This is a genomic window from Streptomyces sp. NPDC050085, from assembly GCF_044460595.1.
Taxonomy (GTDB): Bacteria; Actinomycetota; Actinomycetes; order Streptomycetales; family Streptomycetaceae; genus Streptomyces.
This window is the reverse complement of sequence record NZ_JBITJZ010000013.1, coordinates 43,248-63,182: the sequence shown is the minus strand read 5'-3', so window position 1 is coordinate 63,182 and position 19,935 is coordinate 43,248. Positions and strand designations below refer to the sequence as shown.

The window sequence follows — 19,935 nt, the reverse complement described above, 5'->3', positions numbered from 1 at the left end:
CCGGTCGGCCATGCAGAGAACAGGTCTCCGCATGGCCGAAAAGGAACCAAGCCCGCTCCATCAGGCCCTGGCGGAACAGGCCGAAAAGGGAAGTCATCCAGCGACCGCCAATTCTTGGCCCGGACACCGGCGTTGAAGATCTCGACCCGAATCACCACGCCCTTGAAGAGCAGTGGCCAACAAAGCTTCAACCCCGTCCCGACAGTTGTCAAAGATCGAAATCGGGCATGCGTGGCCGAATGTCTCCGGGGAGAAATGGTTGCCCTGGGTTGAGTTACGGAGTCATCACGGTGAGGTCACGGATCCGCCGTCAAGTGCCAAGGGTTGTACGCACATGGATCACGAAACGGTAACTATAGAATGCTGGCCGCGGTCTCCGCTCGGTCGCCACCTGCGTATGTGGGCTCTATGCGTGCGCGTACTCCGCGACCATGGCGGCCTTCCGTGTTGAGGCGGACGTCACCCGCTCGGCCAATGGCAGCGTATCGGTCGATGACTGGATTCAGCCAAGTGGCTCCATCTGTGGGCGGTGGCCGGGGTCAGGCTTCTTGGCTGCATCTACTTCCCTTCTGTGCAGTGGGAATGAAGCGGCAGGGCCCTGCCGCCGGCCGTGCCCACTGGGCGTCGCTTTCACGTCGTTCGGCGTTTCATCTGTTGACGCCAACTGGTCTTGACCTGTTGCCTCAAGCCACTTGTGAGCTTTCTGTGAACTCTGGGGTGGGGACTGTGGAGTTGGGGCGGGGTGTGCGGCTGCGCACGCGTGTTTTCGGGCTGGGGCTGGGATCGGTCCTGGTGGCGTCCGCGGGCGTGCTGACGGTGGGGGCACCGCATGCGATGGCAGCGGCCTGTACAGCGGGTACGGGATCGGACTTCAACGGTGACGGCATCCGGGACATGGCGATCGCCGATCCGGAGGCCACGGTCGGCGGGCAGACGGCTGCCGGTCTGGTCCGGATCGTCTTCGGCGGGGGCAAGGGAACTGCGGTGGTGTCGCAGGCCATGAGCTCGGACGGTGCCGATCCGGAGGCGAATGACAAGTTCGGTTTCTCCATCTCCACCTTCGATGTGGATCTCGACGGCTGTACTGATCTTGTTGCGGGAGTGCCGTATGAGGACGTGAGCGTGGCGGGGGTGAACCAGGCCGACGCGGGGGCCGTCTACGTGATCCACGGGCGTCCGGACGGTATCGGCGAGGGCTCAAAGGTCGACAACTGGACGCAAGCGGGCTTCGACAGTGCGACGGCGACCGAGGCGAGCGATCTGTTCGGGTACGCGGTGGCGGCGGGGACCACGTCGGGCAAGCCGTTCTTGGCGATCGGTGCGCCGGGTGAGGCCATCGGGAGCCTGCAGGATGCCGGCTGCATCGAGTACATGCAGGGCACCATGCGTGGGTCCGTGAACCAGGACGACCCCGGGATCGCGGGGGACGCGGAGGCGAACGACCGGTTCGGTGCTTCGCTGGCGGCGACCCCCAAATACTTCGCCGTCGGCGCGCCCGGTGAAGGGATCGGCGCGGAGACGTTCGCCGGCAACGTAGGCCTCTTCACCCACGTGGTCAGCGACGGTCGGCCTACGTTTCTGGGGGCGGCCAGTGAGGACTCGCCTGCGCTGACCTCAGGCACCGCGGAGAGCGGGGACAGGTTCGGCACAGCCCTGTCCATGATCGCGTACCAGCCTGAAGGTGCGGCTTCGGAGACCGACGCTCTGCTGGCGCTGGGCACACCCAACGAAGATGTGGGAAGCGTCAGCGATGCCGGGGCCGTGACGGTGATCCATGTGAAGCCGACCGGGGCGGTCACCGAGATCGCCCTGACCGACCGGCTGTCCCCTGATGTCGAGGGTGAGCCGGTGGTGGGTGACTTCTTCGGCCAGCGCGTGGCGCTCGCGAACACCAAGCCCGGCTCGGTCGGCACCGCTGCCACCATCAAGCTGGCGGTGAGCGTGCCGAACCAGGAAGTCGGTGCGGCGGAGAACGCGGGAGCGGTTCACGTGCTGCCGGGCCTTGGCGCACCGGGTGCCACCGACAAGATCCTCACGCGTGGCGATGGCGTGCTGCCAGAGGCGGCGGGGGCTCGTGACTTCGCGGGCCTGGGGCTGTGGGCGACGTACGGAGAGCTGTACGTGGGTGTCCCGTACAGCAAGAGCGCGAGTTCTCCGAAGGGCGTGGTCTATGCGGCGCCGTGGAGCCTGATCGACGGGGGCACCGGGACCACGCGCACGATCCGGCCGGGGGCGGACGGGATTCCTGACGAGGGCAAGGCCTTCGGTTCGTCGATTCGCTGACTGCGCTCGGGTGCGGGACTAGACAGGGGTGGGGATCATGAGAGGCCGTACTGTGCGGCGAAGAAGTGGGCCGTGGGGCCTGAAGCATCGGGTTGGGACGCTGGCGTGCGTGCTGGCGTCGGTGCTGTCGATCGGCGCGGGCGGCCTCGAGTCCGCCGCGGCGGCGGACGACACGTCGGCGAACTCGATCGACGACAGCCAGGAACGCAAGAAGGCTCCGGTCTCCGCAGTCTCTGCGGCGGCCGCCGTGGATGCGGCGGCTGATGAGGGCAAGCGTGTGGAGATCAGCACGCTGCGGGACGAGCGCAGCCAGACGTTCGCGAATCCGGACGGGACGTTCACCGTCAAGGAGTTCGCGCAGCCGGTACGCACCCGCAAGGACGGCAAGTGGGTCGACATTGACACCACTCTCGTGCGGCAGCCGGGCGGTCGTCTGGTGCCGCGGGCGGCGAGCGCGGCGATGAGCATCTCCGGCGGTGGGGACGCGGCGTTCGCGACGCTGGTCCGGGACGGCAAGACCATGTCGTTCTCCTGGCCGTCCTCCTTGCCGGAGCCGGTGGTCGCGGGGAGCACCGCCACCTACGCGTCGGTGCTGCCGGACGTCGACCTCGTAGTGACCGCACAGGCCGACGGGTTCTCGCATGTACTCGTGGTCAAGTCGGCTGCTGCGGCGGCCAACCCGAAGCTGGCCGAGATCGCGTTGCCGGTCACCACGAAGGGGGTGACGGTCGCCGAGGACGACGACGGCAGTCTCATCGCCAAGGACGTCACCTCGGGCGGCACAGTCTTCGAAGCACCGCAGCCGGTGATGTGGGATTCCAACGGTACTTCGCTGGGCCGGGCCGAGCATCCGGTGCAGGCCGGTCCCGGACCGCCCGAGGGCGCCCAGGTCGCCGATGTCCAACTGGCCATGAAGCACGGCAAGATGCACCTGACCCCAGACGTGGGCCTGCTGCGGGGCAAGCACACCCGCTACCCCGTCTACATCGACCCGGTCGCCAAGACCGCCTCCCGTACCGGGTGGACCTGGGTGTCCTCGGCCAATCCGGGCCTTGAGGGCTGGAAGTTCTCCAACTCGGCCGACGGTGTCGAGTCCGGCAAGGGCGTGGGCCGTTGCCCGGCCGACGTGTCGGTGCGCTGCACCGGATCCAACGATGTGCAGCGTCAGTACTACGCGTTGCCCACCGGCGCCTTCGAGGGCAAGACGATCCTCAAGGCCGAGTTCGCGATCACGCTGGTGCACACCTACAACAGTGATGCCTACGCGGTGGAGCTGCACCGGATGAACAGCTCCGGCGGCAGCGCCATCAACTCGGGCACGAACTGGTCCAACAAGCCGTCCAGCAAGGAGAAGATCACTTCCGAGGCGCCGACGAACCCGACGGGCTCGTGCACGTCCACGAACCAGAACGTGCGGTTCGGGGTGACGGGAACGGTGCAGAAGGCGGCGACCAGCGGCTGGGACACCACCACGTTCGGTCTGCAGGCGGCGAGCGAGGACCTGTACGGCGGGTGGAAGCGGTTCTGCAACAACGCGGCCCTGGAAGTGACGTACAACCGGCCGCCGTACAAGGCCGCGATGAGCGATTTGACGATGAACCCGGGTGGCAAGTGCACCTACGGCGAGGCCACCAAGCACTACACCAAGAAGGTGCCGACCCTGTCAGCGATCTTCTGGGACCCCGACCACGGTGACGTGGGCGGCAACACGGAGAAGCTGAAGGCCCAGTACAACGTCTTCTGGACGGCGAGCGACGGCACTGCCAAGAAGTACACGGTGACCACCGACTACAAGCAGACCAACAGCGACCCGGACAGCTACAGCGGCTGGGAAAGCTTCAAGTACGTCGTGGGCACCGACATTCCCGGGGACGGGACGGCCGCGTTCACCCTCCCTCAGAACACGGTGATCGGCTGGGAGGCGCGGGCCAGCGACGGCACGGCCTGGGGACCGTGGAGCAGTGATGGGGACGCCACCCGCTGCGAGTTCATCCTGGACTCCACCAAGCCCGAGGCGCCCGAGGTGACCTCGACGGAGTATCCGGATGACGACCTGTGGCACGCGGGCGTCGGCGACTACGGCACCTTCTCGCTGTACTCGCCGGGTACCGATGTCGCCAAGTACACCTACCAGTTCACCGGCGAGGCCGAGAAGACGATCGTGCCCGACGAGCCGGGACGCCCGGCGGTGGTGCACTGGATGCCGGGCCGCGAAGGCCCCAAGACCCTGATCGTGTGGGCCGTCGACCAGGCCGGCAACGCCAAGCAGGCCACGTCCGGATACACCTTCCGGGTCTCCAAGGGACGTTCACCGAAGGCCTCATGGGCCCTCGCCGATGCGGCAGGCTCCACCCAGGCGGTCGGGGGCGACGACTCGCCCGCCGCAACGGCCGGTTCGGGCGTCACGTTCGGGACGAAGGGACCGCACGGGTCGGTGCGCACCGCGGCCTCGCTGGACGGCACCGCGAACGCGTACCTGAATGCCGGACAGCACGTCGTGGACACGGACAAGACGTTCTCGGTGGCGGCCTGGGTGATGCTGCCGCAGCTGCCGACCACGTCGATGAGCGTGGTCAGCCAGGACGGCTCGGCACAGTCCGGGTTCTCGCTCGGCTACGACGCGACCTCGCAGAAGTGGTCGTTCCTCGCGCCCGACAGCGAGATCGACTCGATGATCACCTGGCAGGTCCTCGGCCCCAAGCCAGTACCGGGAGAGTGGACCCACCTGGTCGGCGTCTACGACATGAACGACGGCGGCGCGCCCGGCAAGATGCGCATGTACGTCAACGGCACCCTGGTCGCCGGCGACATCCAGGAACGCGCCACCACCTGGAACGCCTCCGGCGCGCTGCAGATCGGCCGGGCCCTGGAACCCTCCGGATATGTGGCGAACCTGAAGGGCACGGTCGCGGACGTGCAGGTCTTCGACCGAGTCGTCGCGGCTGGCGAGAGCGCCAAGCTGGGCGGTGTGCCGCCGCTGGAGTTGGCGTACTGGGACATGGATGAGCTGGCCGAGGGGAAGATCCCGGACCGGGCGAACGGCACCGGCTTGGCCCTGCACGGGTCAACGTCCGTGTACCAGCCGAACGACACCTGCCTCCCGATCGACCCGGACTGCATCCCATCGGAGCAACCGGTGTGGGGTGACGGGCACTTGGCGCTCGGTGGCACGGACGGGTACGCGGATCGACCCGCGGGATTGCTCAAGGCGAAAGCCAGCTTCACCGTGACCGTCCGCGCTCGGCTTGGCTCGCTGACCCCGAGCGCCGATGAGACGGTCCTGTCGCTGCCTGGTACGGCGAATTCGGCCGTCGCCATCCGCTACAGCAAGGAGAGCAAGCGCTGGCAGCTGGCGCTCAGCGAGCAGGACACAACAGGCGCGGTCCTCACTCAGTCGGTCGCGACCGGGTTCATTCCTCGCACCGAGGGCGACGGGGACCATTTGGCGCTCGCCTATAACGCCCTGTTCGGCGAGGTGCGGCTGTTCGTCAACGGCACCTGGACCGGCCAGGTGATCAACTGGCCCAACAACTGGGACCTGTCGAAGGCCGGGCTGCAGGTGGGCCGTTCCGGGGTCGGAACCGGCGGCTCCCAGTACTTCTCCGGTGCGATCGACGAAGTGCGTGTCTTTGAAGGGGCACTGGACGAGCAGCTGGCCTCGATGGTGGCCGGCCTGGAGTCCGGCACCAGCATCGTCGGGACGACGTAGCGGCCCGCTTGCGGGCGGGCGACCGATGGGGTTCGCCCGCCCGCAGCCGACACCGCCGTGCACCGAATCGCCTGTGTTCCCAAAGGAATCCGCTATGACTTCACCCCGTTGGCTTCGCACGTCGTCCCGTCTGAACCGCCGTGGACTGCGCCGCGGCATCGTCACCACGGTCGGCGTCGCGCTCACGGTCGGCCTGCTCCCGCAGTACGTCCCTGAGGCCGAGGCCGCCGACAAGGGCCGTACCAGGCCCGAAATTCAACACGAGCTGAGCGATCCGGTGGAGGGCAAGTCGCTCAAGCCGAAGAAGCACCGCGCGAATCCAGTGGACAAGGCCAAAGTCACCTCACCCGCCAAGGTCACCTGGCCTGCGCCGGGCAGCAGCCAAGTCAGCCTGAGCAGCACCAAGCCGGTCGCGGCCAAGAGCCTGCCCATAGAAGTCGGACCACCCAAGAAGCGGACCCGCTCCAGACCACCTGCCGAAGCCGTCCGTGTCTCGGTCGTCGACCGTAAGCGGACCGAGGCGGCAGGCTTTGACGGTGTGCTGATGACCGTGGCACCCGCCAGCGACGCGAACACGGCTGGCGCTGCCCGCCTCACCATGGACTACGCGGGATTCGCCGACGCCTACGGTGCGGGCTACGGCTCACGCCTCCGCCTGGTCCAGTACCCGGCGTGTGCGCTGACCACCCCGGACAAGGACGGCTGCAGGACCGGCAAGCCGCTGGCCACCGTCAACGACACGTCCGAGCAGACGCTGAGCGCCGATGCACCGGTGGCCGCGACGCGGCAGGGCGAGACCGCCCCGATCACGGTGCTCGCAGCCGAGGCCGGCGCCTCCGGCGACCAGGGCAGTTTCGGCGCGACTTCGCTGGCCGCGTCCGCCGAGTGGAGCGTGTCGAACTCCTCGGGTGCTTTCAACTGGTCGTACCCGCTGCGCACTCCGCCGGCCCCGGGCGGCCTGGCCCCCTCCATCGCTCTGGGCTACAACTCCCAGTCGGTGGACGGGCAGACTGCGGCCACCAACAACCAGGGCTCGTGGATCGGCGAGGGCTTCGGCTACGAGCCGGGCTTCATCGAGCGCCGGTACAAGCCGTGCGCTGACGACGGCCACGACAAGGCCAACGGTGACCAGTGCTGGGCGTTCGACAACGCCACCATCCAGCTTGCGGGAGGTCCGTCAGGCCAGCTGATCCTGGACGACACCACCCACGAGTGGCGGCTGAGCAGCGACGACAACTCGAAGGTCGAGAAGCTCACCGGTGCCGCGAACGGCGACAACAACGGCGAGCACTGGCGGCTGACGACCACCGACGGAACCCAGTACTACTTCGGCCTGGACGACCTCCCCGGCTACACCTCCGGCAAGGAGCAGACCGGCTCCACCTGGACCGCGCCCGTCTACGGCGACGACCTCGACGAGCCCTGCTACAAGTCCACGTTCGCCGACGCCTTCTGCGACCAGGCCTGGCGCTGGAACCTGGACTACGTCGTCGACCCGCACGGCAACGCCATGTCGTACTTCTACGGCAAGGAGACCAACTACTACACGCAGGGCCTGAAGACCACCGAGAACGGCAAGCCCTACGTGCGGGGCGGCTACCTCAAGCGCATCGACTACGGGCAGCGCGACGGCAAGGCCTACGACACTCCGGCCTCGGCCCGCGTCAACTTCACCACCGACGAACGATGCCTGGCCGCGGCCGCCGACTGCGAACCCGGCGACCTCACCGATGCGACCGCGACACGCTGGCCGGACGTGCCCTGGGACCTGAACTGCAAGGTCAGCACCAAGTGCACGGGCCAGAACTCCCCGACGTTCTGGACCCGCAAGAAGCTGTCCAAGGTCACCACACAGATCCGCAGCGGCACCGGCTACACGGACGTGGAGTCCTGGACCCTGGGCCATCAGTTCAACGACAACGGGGACAGCTCCAAGTCGCTGTGGCTGAAGACCATCAAGCAGACTGGGTACTCCGGTTCGACCAGCGCTGACATGCCGATCGTCGAACTGCTCGGCCAGCAGTTGCCGAACCGCGTCGACAAGGCGGGCGACAACATCCAGGCGATGAACCGCTTCCGCCTCTCCGGCGTCGACAACGACACCGGCGGCACTCTGGACATCATCTACCGGGACGCGGATTGCTCGGCCGGCAGTCTGCCCGCCACCGACGCCTCCACCAAGGCCTGCTACCCGGTCAAGTGGAGCCCGCCGGGCGTCACCGACCCGATCACCGACTGGTTCCACAAGTACCTGGTCCGTAAGGTCACCCAGACCGACCTGACCGGTGGCGCCCCCGACATGGTCAGCGAGTACGACTACCTCGGGGACGCGGGCTGGAAAAAGGCCCGCGCGGACGGGATCACCAAGGACGAATACCGCACCTACAGCGACTGGCGCGGCTACGGAAAGGTCCGCGTCACCAAGTCCGCGGGCACCGTCAGTGACGCCAACCAGCGCTCCGAGCACACCTTCCTGCGCGGGATGGGCGGTGAAGTCACCGACTCCGAAGGCGTCAAGCACACCGATGCCGACGAACTCTCCGGCCAGGAGTTGGAGACCGCGACTTACAACGGTGCTTACACCGCAGACAAGATCGTCGACAAGAGCATCAGCACGACCTGGCAGCACACCACAGCCACCCGCAAGCAGGACTGGGGCACCAGTACCGCCCGTTACGTGCGCCCGGAGACCACCTCCTCGTACACGAAACTCGAAACCGGCAGCTGGCAGGTCAGCGCCTCCACCAGCCGCTACGACGACACCACGGGTCGACCGACGCAGACGGACGACTACGGCACGGTCGGCGACGGCAGCGACAACCAGTGCACCCGTACCCAGTACGCGGACAACGCGGCCAAGAACATGTTCGCTCTGGTCTCCCGCGTCGAGAAGGTCGCGGTCTCCTGCGGCGACACCCCGGACCGCAAGTCCCAGGTGATCTCCGACGACCTGACCTTCTACGACGGCAAGGCCCTGGGCGAGGCACCCACCAAGGGTGACACCACCAAGGTGCAGCGGCTGGCGTCGCACGACGGCACCACGGCCACCTACGAGACGGTCACTTCGGCGGCGACCACGGACTTCGACGCATACGGTCGACCGCTCAAGGCCACCGATGCCGCAGGAACCGCCACCTCGACCGCCTACACCGAGACCGACGGCCTGACCACCAAGAAGGTGGAGACCAACGCTCTGGGCTGGAACACCACGACGGAGTACGCCCCCGCCTGGGGTTTGCAGAGCGCCCAGACCGACATGAACGGCAAGCGCACCGACCTCGCCTATGACGCGCTGGGCCGCCTGACCGCCGTCTGGATGCCCGACCGTCCCAAGTCTCTGGATGCCACGCCGTCGATCAAGTACACGTACCTGATCCGCAGCAACGCCGTCACCGCCGTCAAGACGGAGAAGCTGGAGAAGGACGGCCAGTCCTACGGCACCGAATACGCCCTGTACGACGGCCTGTTGAGGCCGCGCCAGCAGCAGGCGGAAGGCCCGGACGGCGGCCGGATCATTGCCGACACCTTCTACGACGGCCTCGGCAATGTGGTCGATGCGTACACCGACTACTACACAACCCAGGCACCGTCCGCGACCCTTTTCACACCCACCGCCGAGGTGCGGGGCGAGACGGTCAGCCAGTACGACGGCGCAGGCCGCAAGTCCGCCGAGATCTTCAAGGTCGCCGACGAAGAGAAGTGGCGCACCACGTACACGTACGGCGGTGACCGCGTCCACACCGACCCGCCCGCCGGCACGGCGCCGACCACGACCATCACCGACGGCCGCGGCCAGACCAAGGAGGTCCGCCGCTACAAGGGCGACAAGCCTCTCCCGTCCGGCACCACCAGCGACTACGAGTCCAGCACTTACACCTACACACCTGCCGGCCAGCTCAAGACCTTCAAGGACCCGGCAGGCAGCACCTGGACGTACGACTACGACCAGCGAGGCCGCAAGACGTCGGCGACCGACCCGGACACCGGTAAGTCCACCCTCACCTACGACGTACTGGACCGCCTCACCAGCACCACGGACGCCCGAGGTAAGAAGTCGTCGACCAAGTACGACGTGCTCGGCCGCCCCGTCTCCACCTGGGAGGGTGAACCGGACACCGGTGTCAAACAGACCGCCACGGTCTACGACCGCGTCGCCAAGGGGCAGGTGTACGGAACGTACCGGTATGCGGGCGGAGTGGCGCAGTCCGCTGCGCTCAACGTTCAGCTCGACGAGCTGTACCAGCCCACGATCACCCAGGTGGTGGTGGACGGATCCGAGGCGACGGAACTCAAGGGCGTTTACGAGTTCGGCACCCAGTACAACGAAGACGGAACCGTCAACTCCGTACGTATGCCGGCTGCCGGAGGCCTTCCCTCCGAAAACCTCACCTATGCATACGATGATCTGCAACGGCCTACGTCGCTGCGGTCCTCACTGGGCACGTCCTCCTACTACGTCAGCATCGCCAGCTATTACCCGACGTCCCAGCTCCAGGAGCTCGTGCTGGGACAGCTGGACAGCGACGGTCAGGAACCCTGGCTCGAGTACGAGTACGAACCAGGCACCGATCGCCTGACCAATTCCCGGGTGGAACTTGACGGCAAGCCCCCTGTTTACGACGCGCACTACACCTACGACCCTTCCGGGAACGTCACCTCCATTGCCGATGCCCCCGTCGGCGGCCCGAGTGACGTGCAGTGCTTCACCTACGATTGGCAGCAGCGCCTGAAGGCGGCCTGGTCCACCTCCAACTCCTCGGACGGCGCTGCCGGTTCGGGCAAGCAGAACGCCGCCTGCGCGAGCGGGGCGACCAGCAGCACCATCGGCGGCGAGGCACCGTACTGGCAGACTTTCGACTACGACACCGCGGGCAACCGCAAGTCCCAGGTCCTGCACGGTAAGGGCGGCAGCCCGGACACCACCCGTACCTACACCTACGGCAAGGACGCGGCCGGCAATGGTGGTCCGCACACTCTGACCAAGGTCGTCCAGAACACTCCGGCCTCCGGCACCGACCCGGCCGTCACCCGCCAGGACACCTACGCGTACGACAAGGCCGGCAACACCCAGCAGCGCATCCTCAACGGCACCACCCAGGACCTGACGTGGAACGCGGAGGGCCAACTGGCCACGGCAGGCGGTGACGCGTCCTACGCATACGATGCCGGCGGTAGCCGCCTGCTGCGCAAGGAGAAGGACAAGCAGACTCTCTATCTGCCCGGTATGGAGCTGACCCTCAACACGGCCACCCGGGCGGTCGAAGGCACCCGCTACTACAGCTTCGGAGACCAGACGGTCGCCCTGCGCACACCCAAGGGCGTTCAATTCCTGGCCGGTGACCACCACGGCACCATGTCGGCCGCCGTCGACGCGAAGACCGGGGAAGTCACGCGGCGCCGCATGGACCCCTTCGGCAACGAACGGGGCACTGCCACAACACCGTGGGTCGACGACAAGGGCTTCCTCGGCAAGCCCAAGGACGCGAGTGGCCTGACACACATCGGGGCACGCGAGTACGAACCGGAGAACGGCCGCTTCATCTCGGCCGACCCGATCCTCGACCTCACCGACCCTCAGCAGATCAACGGCTACGCGTACGGGGCCAACAACCCGGTCACGCGCAGCGACCCGAGCGGCATGAAGCCCGACGGCTGCATGCTGATGGGCGTCTCTTGCAGCATGAAGAGCAACGGTGGTTGGGACGTCAAGGCGACCAAGACGTACTACACCTACTACCAGGTCTACGACACCCCGGCCCAGAAGAAGGCCACCGCGGCCCGCGCCAGGGCCGATGCCACCGAGACCCGGATGAAGCGTGCCGCCAAGGAACTCGCCGGCATCATCGCCGACGAGCTCGGCATCACCGACGCCCTGGACTGTTTCACGACCGGCAGCCTCGGCGCATGCGGAGCGACCATCACCAACATCGCCACCAGCATGGTGGGCGGCATCCTCGGCAAACTCGCCAAGAAATACGGCATGCCCTGGAAGTGGAAGAAGGGCGTCGCCCTGGCCAAGAAGGTCGGTGGCCTGGTCAAGGGCTTGTTCAATGACTTCAAGGCCTGGCTGAAGCTGGAGAAGAAAGCCGACGACCTGGCGGAAGCGGCCGAGGACGGCGCCAGTTGCGCCCTCAAGAACAGCTTCACACCAGATACCAGAGTCCTGATGGCCGACGGCACCACCAGAGCCATCAAGGACATCCGGATCGGCGACAAGGTGATGGCCACCGACCCCAAGACCGGCAAGACGTCTGCGCAGACGGTCACGGCCGAGATCAAGGGATCCGGGGTCAAGCACCTCGTCAAGGTCACGATAAAGACAGGCGATCAGAAGTCCAAGGCCAGTGCCGACAAGGAGCGGACGGCCTCGGTCACCGCCACCGACGGACACCCCTTCTGGGTCCCGGAGTTGGGCAAGTGGATCGACGCCACCGACCTGCAGGCGGGCGAGTGGCTGCGCACCAGCGCTGGCACGCACGTGCAGATCAGCGCCGTCCAGCGGTGGACGGTCCCACAGGCAACCGTCCACAACCTCACCGTTGCTGACGCCCACACGTACTATGTGGTGTCGGGGGCCACGCCAGTTCTGGTACACAACTGCGGCGGCGGGGCTGCCGACCTAGGTCATCTGACCGATAGGGCCGACGACTTGCATTCTCTGATTCCGTCAGGCGGCCAGCGGTACAGGACTACCGGGGTGTTGCACGCCGACGGCGTTGGTGGAGGCATTGATCTGTCTGCTGTTGGAGCGAGGAGTAACCTCACTCTGATCCAAAGGGCTGATTCTCTTGACGCTGGAGAATTGGCTATATCGATGAGTAATGGTGCGCATGCTGAAGTGAAGCTAGTAACTGCAGCTCAGCATCTAGGTCTTAGTCCTGGTGGGATTGCAGCCAGTAGGCCTTTCTGTCCTGCTTGTTCTCAGTTCCTGACAAACCAGGGTGCGACGCTTGTGAGCCCTAGGGCCGCTCTCTGGCTTCCGCCCGGCGTAAGGTAACTCTCGATCGTGGCGGCATCGGAAGGGGTGCAAATGCTCACAAAGGAAGAGATTGGCCGGATCGAGGCAGCGTGTGGCGAGCTGGCCCTGGAGAGAGTCTTCGTGCTCTCTCTGGCCGCAGCCCACCGGACTCTTCCCGTCTATCAGGCGTACAGCGAGGCCCACGCCGAGCTGGAAGGATACGGATTGGTTCACGATGGCCTGGTGGGGGCGTGGCGAGTTCTGCGCGCCAGGCCGGGCGCCTCTGTCATCGAACTTGCTCCCAGGCTTGAGGCTGCGATCAGGAGTGCAGAGTCAGACCTTGAGTCGATCAACACGGTTGATGAATTTGGCCTCGCGCAAGCTTTGACTGTGGAGTCAATTTCTGCCGCGACTCTGGCGTTGCGCGCCTACCTCGAAGAATCGCGAAGTGGCGCATTCAATGCCGTTATTGGCGCTCTTGAGGTTGATTCTGTTTGGGCGGAAGGCGAGGCCGAACGTCCAGGCGCCGAAGGCGACGTTTCGTGGGACAGGTTGATGACTCACTACCGGCAGCAAGTGCGGGATATTGCCCTCCTGTCTGGTGCTGATGAGTCTGACAAGAAGCTCCTGTTCCGTGATGTTGCGATGCGCGCCGAAAGGGAAGGTATGCCTTTCCTGGTCCGGATGAGGGAATTGGTGTCGACCGCGACCCCTTGATCTCATAGGGGGTCGTGAAAGACCGCGCATTTCATCAACAAAGTGCCCCGCCGGATTGATTCCGGCGGGGCACTTCGGCTGTTTGATGGCAACGGTGACGGCAACGTCAGCGGACGACGGCTGTGACGGACGGGTTGTCGGGGGCGTCGTCGGTTGATCCGAGGACGCCCCCGAGGGTGTCGATGGCTTGGCGTTGGAGGCGGAGTCGGACGTGGGCGTAGACGCCGATGTGGGCGTGGCCGAGGAGTTCCTTGATGACGACGAGGTCGACGCCCTGTTCCAGGAGCAGGGTGGCGGTCGAGTGGCGGAGGTCGTGGAAACGGATCGTCCGGAGTCCTGCCTCGTGGAGGAGGCGGCGGAAGCGGCGGGTCAGGTTGCCGGGGTCGAGCGGCCTGCCCTTCGGGGTGGTGAAGATGAGTCCGTTGTCCGTCCAGCCCGTTCTGGCCGCCTGGCGCTCTTCCTGCTGCTGTTCCTGGTGGATCTTGAGGGAGCTCAGGCATTCGGTGGGCAGGGCGATGCGCCGCTCGGAGGCCAGGGTCTTGGTGTGCAGGACGGTCAGGCCCTGACTGCGGGTGCGCTGGAGGGAGCGGTGAATGGTGGCGGTGCCGCTGTCGAGGTCGAGGTCTTCCCAGTGGAGGCCGAGGAGTTCGCCCTTGCGGAGTCCGGTGCGCAGGGCCGAAGGAGAAGACGAAGGCCAGGGCCGCGATGACCGCCATGATCACGGTCACGGTGCACCGGGTGAACCGTTCCTCCGCCATGTCCTCAACCTCCTTGCCGGTGTGGGCTTTCGGGGCTACTTGGCGAGCGACGGCCGGGGTGCCGTGGTCCGGCCGGTCGAGGCGAGGAGGGCGTCCAGGCACAGGTCCGGATCGGCGGTCAGGTGCGAGGTGGGTTCGGCGACGCGGGCGGCCTCGGCGTCGGAGACGTAGGGGGGCGGATGCGGGCGTAGCCGGGGCGGCCCTGCATCGCCATCACCGCGACGCCGACGTAGGCGGGGTCCTGCAAGGTGACCGGGCTGGCATCGGGCCAGTTACGGATGTCGTCGCCCAGCGCGGCCACCGCGGCTTCCACGGTCTTCTGCGCGAATGACAGCCCGATGGGGCAGACGTCACGGATGAACGTGGGGATTGCGTCGCCCGTGGTCTTCTGGCTGATCAGGATCACCAGGATGCCGATACTGCGGCCCTTCTTGACCAGGTCCTCCACCAGCCGGGCGTTCTCCGCCGTCAGCGCGGCCAGCCGTTTCGTGGCAGGGTCGCTGCCCTTGTACTCACGGAAGTACGTGTGCGCCTCATCAATGATCAGGACCGTGAGCGGCCACTGCGGCGAGGGCCCGACGTGCCACATGTTCTTCACGCCCAGCACATCCCGGATGGTCGCCGAACGCCGCTTACGCAGCTCCACCAAGCGCTTGAACAGCGCGTTCGCTTCACCGAGATCGTCTCCGCAGAACGCGAACATCCGCTTCACCAGGGCGGCGTAGTCGCCCTCCGAAGCCCGCGACACCTTCCCGTCCGCCGTCACGAACTGCACGGACGCAGACGGCGCGAAGTCACAGACGAACTTGCTGACCCCCGAGGTCTTTCCCGCACCCGGGACGCCGGCCACCGTCACACCGGGCACGTTGGCCAGGGACACGCACACCTTCGCGGCGCACTCGTCGATGCCCAGCTCCCAGCGCGTCAGGTCCACGGGTGGGAGGCCGGTGGGTCGGTGCGTGGTCGGCGTGGTCAGCGGGTCGGAGCGCATGCCCCGGATCACCACCCTGCCTGGGCCGTCCGGCAGCACGGAGACCCGCGTGCACTGCCAGGCGTCGGCGAGGAACCGCGCAGACTTCTGGTACTCCTCCAGCCCCACCTTCGGCAGCGTGCGCGCCCGCACGACCACGCCGAACCGGTCCGGCGTCACCTTGATCCGAGGTGTCAGCACCCGGGGCGCGGGGGTGGGGCCGTCCTTGTGCGCGGTGATCTGGGCGAGCAAGCTCGGGGTCTTGTCGGTGACCGTCAGTCCGGCCATCCGCGCGAGCCGTACCCAGCCCCAGCGCACCCGCACTGCCTGCTGCATGCTGACCCGCGTGCCCCGGTCGGCTCGCACGTAGCGCACCACCGTCACCAGCAGCCACACACCGACCAGCGCAGTAGCGATCGGCAGCGCGTACGACGCGTATCCCGTGATGGCTTCCACGTTCATGCCCCCTCTTCGCATATCAGGCGGAACACGTGGCCCAGGTCCAGGCGGGCCGCCTGCTCCGGGCTCAGGCCGAGCAGATCGAGTACCGCAGACGAGGCGGAGAACGTGGCCTTGCCCTCGGTCCCCGGCAGGGGCCGGAGCGAGTGCAACTCCCGCTCTGGAGCGGCGTTTTCGAAGCGGATCACTGGGCCGCCTCCACCGTCACCAGCTCCAGGCGGGCGGCGCGGTAGGCGACGCCGTCGGAGAGCTGACCGTTGAAGATCCGCGCCCACGGGGTCGCGAACAGTTCCACCGGCCGCACCATTGCCCCCGGCTTGAGCCCGGCCGCCAGGCCCGTCTCCGGGACGGTGATCTTCAGGACTTCGGCGCGGCCGTCCTCCATGAGCATCACGGTCACCGTGTAGAGCGACGCGCCGGTCTTCCTCCGCGTCCGGCTCGCGGTCGGGCTGGAGCGTCCAGGTCTCGTAGCGCAGGACCGAGCGAGGGGTCACCGTCCCCACCTCCGGTTGGCCACGGCCACCTTCGCGCTCAACTCCTCCGTCGGAGTCGGTGGACGTACGTCCTCGGGCGGCACGTCCCACTCCCGGCCACCGCGCGGCGGCCGAAGCTGCACGTACGTCCCCACATGCCCCATCACCACGCCCACCTTGCCGTTCCGCCGGTCGACCACCAGGGCGCCGGCATCGGGCGAGACGGTGTGCCCGTCGGCATCAGGGGTGGGGGCCGTCATCGTGACCACCCCGGCGAGGCGGCTACGCTCCCCTCGTTCTGCTCGACTTGCACCCTGAGGGCGGGTTTGCTCCCCCTGGGGAACTATCAGCAACTAACTCGCATTCTCATCTCATTGGTGAGCTTCTAGAGGGGTTTCCGCTGATGAGTTCGCAGGAGGTATTTGGCCGAGGGGGCGGACTAGCGCTCTGACCTCCAAGCCGGGGCCAGGCTGCCTCGTAGCCGGCTCCTGGGGGCAACGGGCGCGCCGCTATCGCTACCCGCTGTCGGAGCCGTTCGGATCCGGTCGGAATGCTGGATCCGTTGAGCCGGCGAGCGAGTAGATCAACCTTGTCGCAGCGCCCTTCGGCGGGCAGCAGCCCGTTCGCCCCGCCCGCCGAGACGACGCTAACGTAGGGACTTAAGTTCAATCGCCGGGCACCGGTTCATGACCATGTCCACCCCGGCCGCCCGCGTGCGCTCGTACGCCGCCTCGTCGACCACGCCGAGTTGGAACCAGACCGCCTTGGCGCCGATGGCGACCGCCTCGTCGGCGACGTGGCCTGCCAGGGAGCTGTTGACGAACACGTCCACGACGTCGACCGGAAAGGGAATGGCGTCGAGCGAGCTGTACCCCTGCTCGCCGTGGACCGTCTCGGCCTTGGGATGTACGGGAACGACGCGTTTGCCGAAGCGCTGCAGGACCTCGGCGACCCCGTAGGCGGCGCGCTCGCGGTTCGAGGACAGTCCGACGACCGCCCACGTGTCTCCCGACGTGGTGAGGATCTTGCGGACGATCTCCTGGTCGGTCTGCATGGTGGTCTCCCTGTGTTCCCGTCTGCCTGTCTCGGTGGTCGGTGGTCGGTGGTCGGTGGTCGGTGGTCGGTGTCTGTGTCTCGGTGTTCGTGGCTTCTTGCGACTGCTGATGACATCAACCGCGCCGGAACTCCCCGAATTTCCGCGGGGCGAGACGTCTCGCGAAGGGTGTGATCAGGCACACCTTCAGCAGCTCCCCGCCCGGTGCTAGTGTGTCGCTCGATCGATCCCGATCACAGGATTGTTACTCCCCACGAGGACGTCACGAAGACGTCGCCGTCGTCGTGTGGCGAGGCAAGGCCTGGGTAGCGCCGTTGGCGCGACCCAGGCCTTTTTTGTTGCCCCGAGCCGGGCGGGACCGATCGCGAACCCATGCGAGACAGCAAGAACCGAAGGATGCGAGGAAGCATCATGAGCACAACCGCGCCGGGCCCCGATGCGCTGGCGGAGGACATCCTCCGTGGCGTCGGCGGACCCGAGAACATCGAGAGCCTCACGCACTGCGCGACGCGGCTGCGCTTCCAGCTCCACGACGGGGCCAAGGTCGATCAGGCCGCCCTCGACGCCCTCGACGGCGTCATGGGCACCGTGCCCCAGTCCGGTGACCGCTTCCAGATCGTGATCGGCGGGGCCGTCTCCCGGGTCTACTCCACGATCATGAACCTGCCGTCGATGAGCGGCGGCGGCACGCCCCGGCCGCAGTCCGACGCCGAGGTCAAGGCCGCGATCCGGGCCAAGGGCCGGGGCCGCTTCGCCTGGGTCGACAACTTCTTCGAGTACCTCTCGGACTCGTTCCGCCCGCTCATGGGCGTACTGCTCGGCTCCTCGCTGATCATCGCGATCGCCTCCATGCTCGACGCCTTCGGCGTGATGGACTTCCGGGCCACGGACAAGTCCGCCACCTGGGTCTTCGTCGACGCCATGTGGCGCTCGGTGCTGTACTTCCTGCCGATCTTCGTCGCCTACAACGCGGCCAAGAAGCTGAAGATCGACCCGTGGGTGGGCGCCGCCGTGATGGCCGCGGTGATGACCCCGAACTTCACCGGCATGCTCAACAAGGACTCCGGCATCCCCGGCGTCACCTGCTCCACCAACGCGACCCTGGGCACCCAGGAGTGCGTGGCGCACGTCTTCGGGCTGCCGATGCAGCTGAACGACTACGGCGGCCAGGTGTTCGTGCCGCTGCTGATGGTCGCCGTGCTCGCCCTGGTCTACAAGGGCCTGCAGCGCGTCTTCCCCGAGAACGTGCACATGGTCTTCGTGCCGTTCTTCAGCATGCTGGTCATGATCCCGGTCACCGCCTTCCTCATCGGCCCGATGGGCATCTGGGCGGGCAACGGCCTCGGCGAGGGCCTGTCCTGGCTGAACAACAACGCCCCGATCGTCTTCGCGATCGTCATCCCGCTGCTGTACCCGTTCCTGGTGCCGCTGGGCCTGCACTGGCCGCTGAACGCGCTCATGCTGCAGAACATCAACACCCTCGGCTCCGACTTCATCCAGGGTCCGATGGGTGCCTGGAACTTCGCCTGCTTCGGCGCGACCGCCGGCGTGCTGCTGCTCTCGCTGCGCCACCGCGAGAAGGAAATGCGCCAGACCGCGACCGGCGCCCTGGCCGCGGGCCTGTTCGGCGGCATCTCCGAGCCGTCCCTGTACGGCATCCACCTGCGCTTCAAGCGGATCTACCCGCGCATGCTCGTCGGCTGCCTCGTGGGCGGCGTGATCGTGGGCGTCCTGGGCGGCGTGGACACCAAGGCCTTCGCCTTCACCTCGCTCCTGACCATCCCGGTCTTCTCCCCGGCCGTCGTGTACGTCATCGCGATCACCGCGGCCTTCTTCACCTCGATGGCGCTCGTGTACTTCTCCGACTTCCGCACCAAGGAGGAGCGCGCCGAGGCCAACGCCCAGCGCGATGCGGCCGAGGCCGCGGCCCGCGGCGAGGACGCGCCGGCCGACGACCGCGAGCTCGTCTCCGTCGGCGCCGCCGCCGCACCGGCACCCGCCAAGACCGTGGCGGCCGCGAGTGCCGCCGCCGGGTCCGGCTCCGGTGCGGGCCGTGAGCTCACGGCGCCGGTCGCGGGCCGTGTCGTCGGCCTCGACGAGGTCGGGGACCCGGTCTTCGCCTCCCGCGCACTCGGCGAGGGCGTCGGCATCGAGCCGCTCGACGGCCACGTCGTCGCCCCGGTCGACGGTGAACTGGTCACCGTCGTCGGCACCGGCCACGCCTTCGGCATCCGCACCGAGGACGGCATCGAGGTGCTCGTCCACGTCGGCATCGACACGGTGCAGATGGAGGGCAAGGGCTTCGACGTGCGCGTCGAGTCCGGGCAGCGGGTCTCTGCGGGCGACCTCCTCGTCGAGGTCGACCTCGACGCCGTGCGCGCCGCGCAGCACCCGACCGTCACCCTCATGACCGTCACCAACACCGCGGACCTCGCCTCGGTCGAGCCGCACACCGGGACGGACGTCGCCACCGGCGACGCCGTGGTGACCGTACGGCGGTGACGATCCGCGATCGGTCCGGCGCGCGCCCCTCTGTGGGGCGCGCGCCGCGCGT

General features: G+C 67.1%; 10 protein-coding genes and 1 pseudogene. 5 read left to right on the top strand and 6 right to left on the bottom strand.

The features are described 5' to 3' along the window. The first annotated feature begins 744 nt into the window (after positions 1-744). The 4 genes from ACIBUY_RS34015 (at position 745) to ACIBUY_RS34000 (ending at position 13,667) form a co-directional block, all read left to right on the top strand. The gene (locus ACIBUY_RS34015) at positions 745-2,283 is read left to right on the top strand and encodes a VCBS repeat-containing protein (protein WP_399154677.1); all 1,539 of its coding nucleotides are present in this window, start codon (positions 745-747) and stop codon (positions 2,281-2,283) included. Between the two features lie 109 nt (positions 2,284-2,392). Beyond that, a complete protein-coding gene (locus ACIBUY_RS34010; protein WP_399154676.1) occupies positions 2,393-5,992 on the top strand; it encodes a LamG-like jellyroll fold domain-containing protein in 3,600 nt (1,199 codons plus the stop codon). A gap of 94 nt (positions 5,993-6,086) precedes the next feature. After that, complete coding sequence (locus ACIBUY_RS34005; RefSeq protein WP_399154675.1) at positions 6,087-12,989, top strand: polymorphic toxin-type HINT domain-containing protein; 6,903 nt, start codon at positions 6,087-6,089, stop codon at positions 12,987-12,989. A gap of 9 nt (positions 12,990-12,998) precedes the next feature. Continuing rightward, a complete protein-coding gene (locus tag ACIBUY_RS34000; protein WP_399154674.1) occupies positions 12,999-13,667 on the top strand; it encodes a hypothetical protein in 669 nt (222 codons plus the stop codon). A gap of 106 nt (positions 13,668-13,773) precedes the next feature. On the opposite strand, the pseudogene ACIBUY_RS33995 reads toward ACIBUY_RS34000, so the two are convergent. The 6 genes and pseudogenes from ACIBUY_RS33995 to ACIBUY_RS33970 all read right to left on the bottom strand — a co-directional run. Then, positions 13,774-14,343, bottom strand: a pseudogene (locus tag ACIBUY_RS33995) (tyrosine-type recombinase/integrase); the annotation flags it as partial. A gap of 200 nt (positions 14,344-14,543) precedes the next feature. Continuing rightward, positions 14,544-15,857 carry a cell division protein FtsK gene (locus tag ACIBUY_RS33990; protein ID WP_399154673.1) on the bottom strand — a complete coding sequence of 438 codons (1,314 nt, stop codon included), beginning with the start codon at positions 15,855-15,857 and terminating at the stop codon, positions 14,544-14,546. Beyond that, positions 15,854-16,042 (bottom strand): hypothetical protein, encoded by a 189-nt coding sequence (locus ACIBUY_RS33985; RefSeq protein WP_399154672.1) that lies wholly within the window; start codon positions 16,040-16,042, stop codon positions 15,854-15,856. Before ACIBUY_RS33985 ends, ACIBUY_RS33990 begins: the two co-directional genes overlap by 4 nt. Then, entirely contained in the window at positions 16,039-16,248 is a 210-nt protein-coding gene (locus ACIBUY_RS33980) for a hypothetical protein (protein ID WP_360435670.1), read from the bottom strand. The genes ACIBUY_RS33985 and ACIBUY_RS33980 overlap by 4 nt, the downstream gene beginning before the upstream one ends. A 96-nt stretch (positions 16,249-16,344) precedes the next feature. Further along, positions 16,345-16,596 carry a hypothetical protein gene (locus tag ACIBUY_RS33975; RefSeq protein ID WP_399154671.1) on the bottom strand — a complete coding sequence of 84 codons (252 nt, stop codon included), beginning with the start codon at positions 16,594-16,596 and terminating at the stop codon, positions 16,345-16,347. Positions 16,597-16,973: 377 nt separating this feature from the next. Then, entirely contained in the window at positions 16,974-17,381 is a 408-nt protein-coding gene (locus tag ACIBUY_RS33970) for a CoA-binding protein (RefSeq protein WP_399154670.1), read from the bottom strand. Between the two features lie 411 nt (positions 17,382-17,792). On the opposite strand from ACIBUY_RS33970, the gene ACIBUY_RS33965 reads away from it, so the two are divergent. Further along, a complete protein-coding gene (locus tag ACIBUY_RS33965; RefSeq protein WP_399154669.1) occupies positions 17,793-19,883 on the top strand; it encodes a glucose PTS transporter subunit IIA in 2,091 nt (696 codons plus the stop codon). The last annotated feature ends 52 nt before the right edge of the window (positions 19,884-19,935 follow it).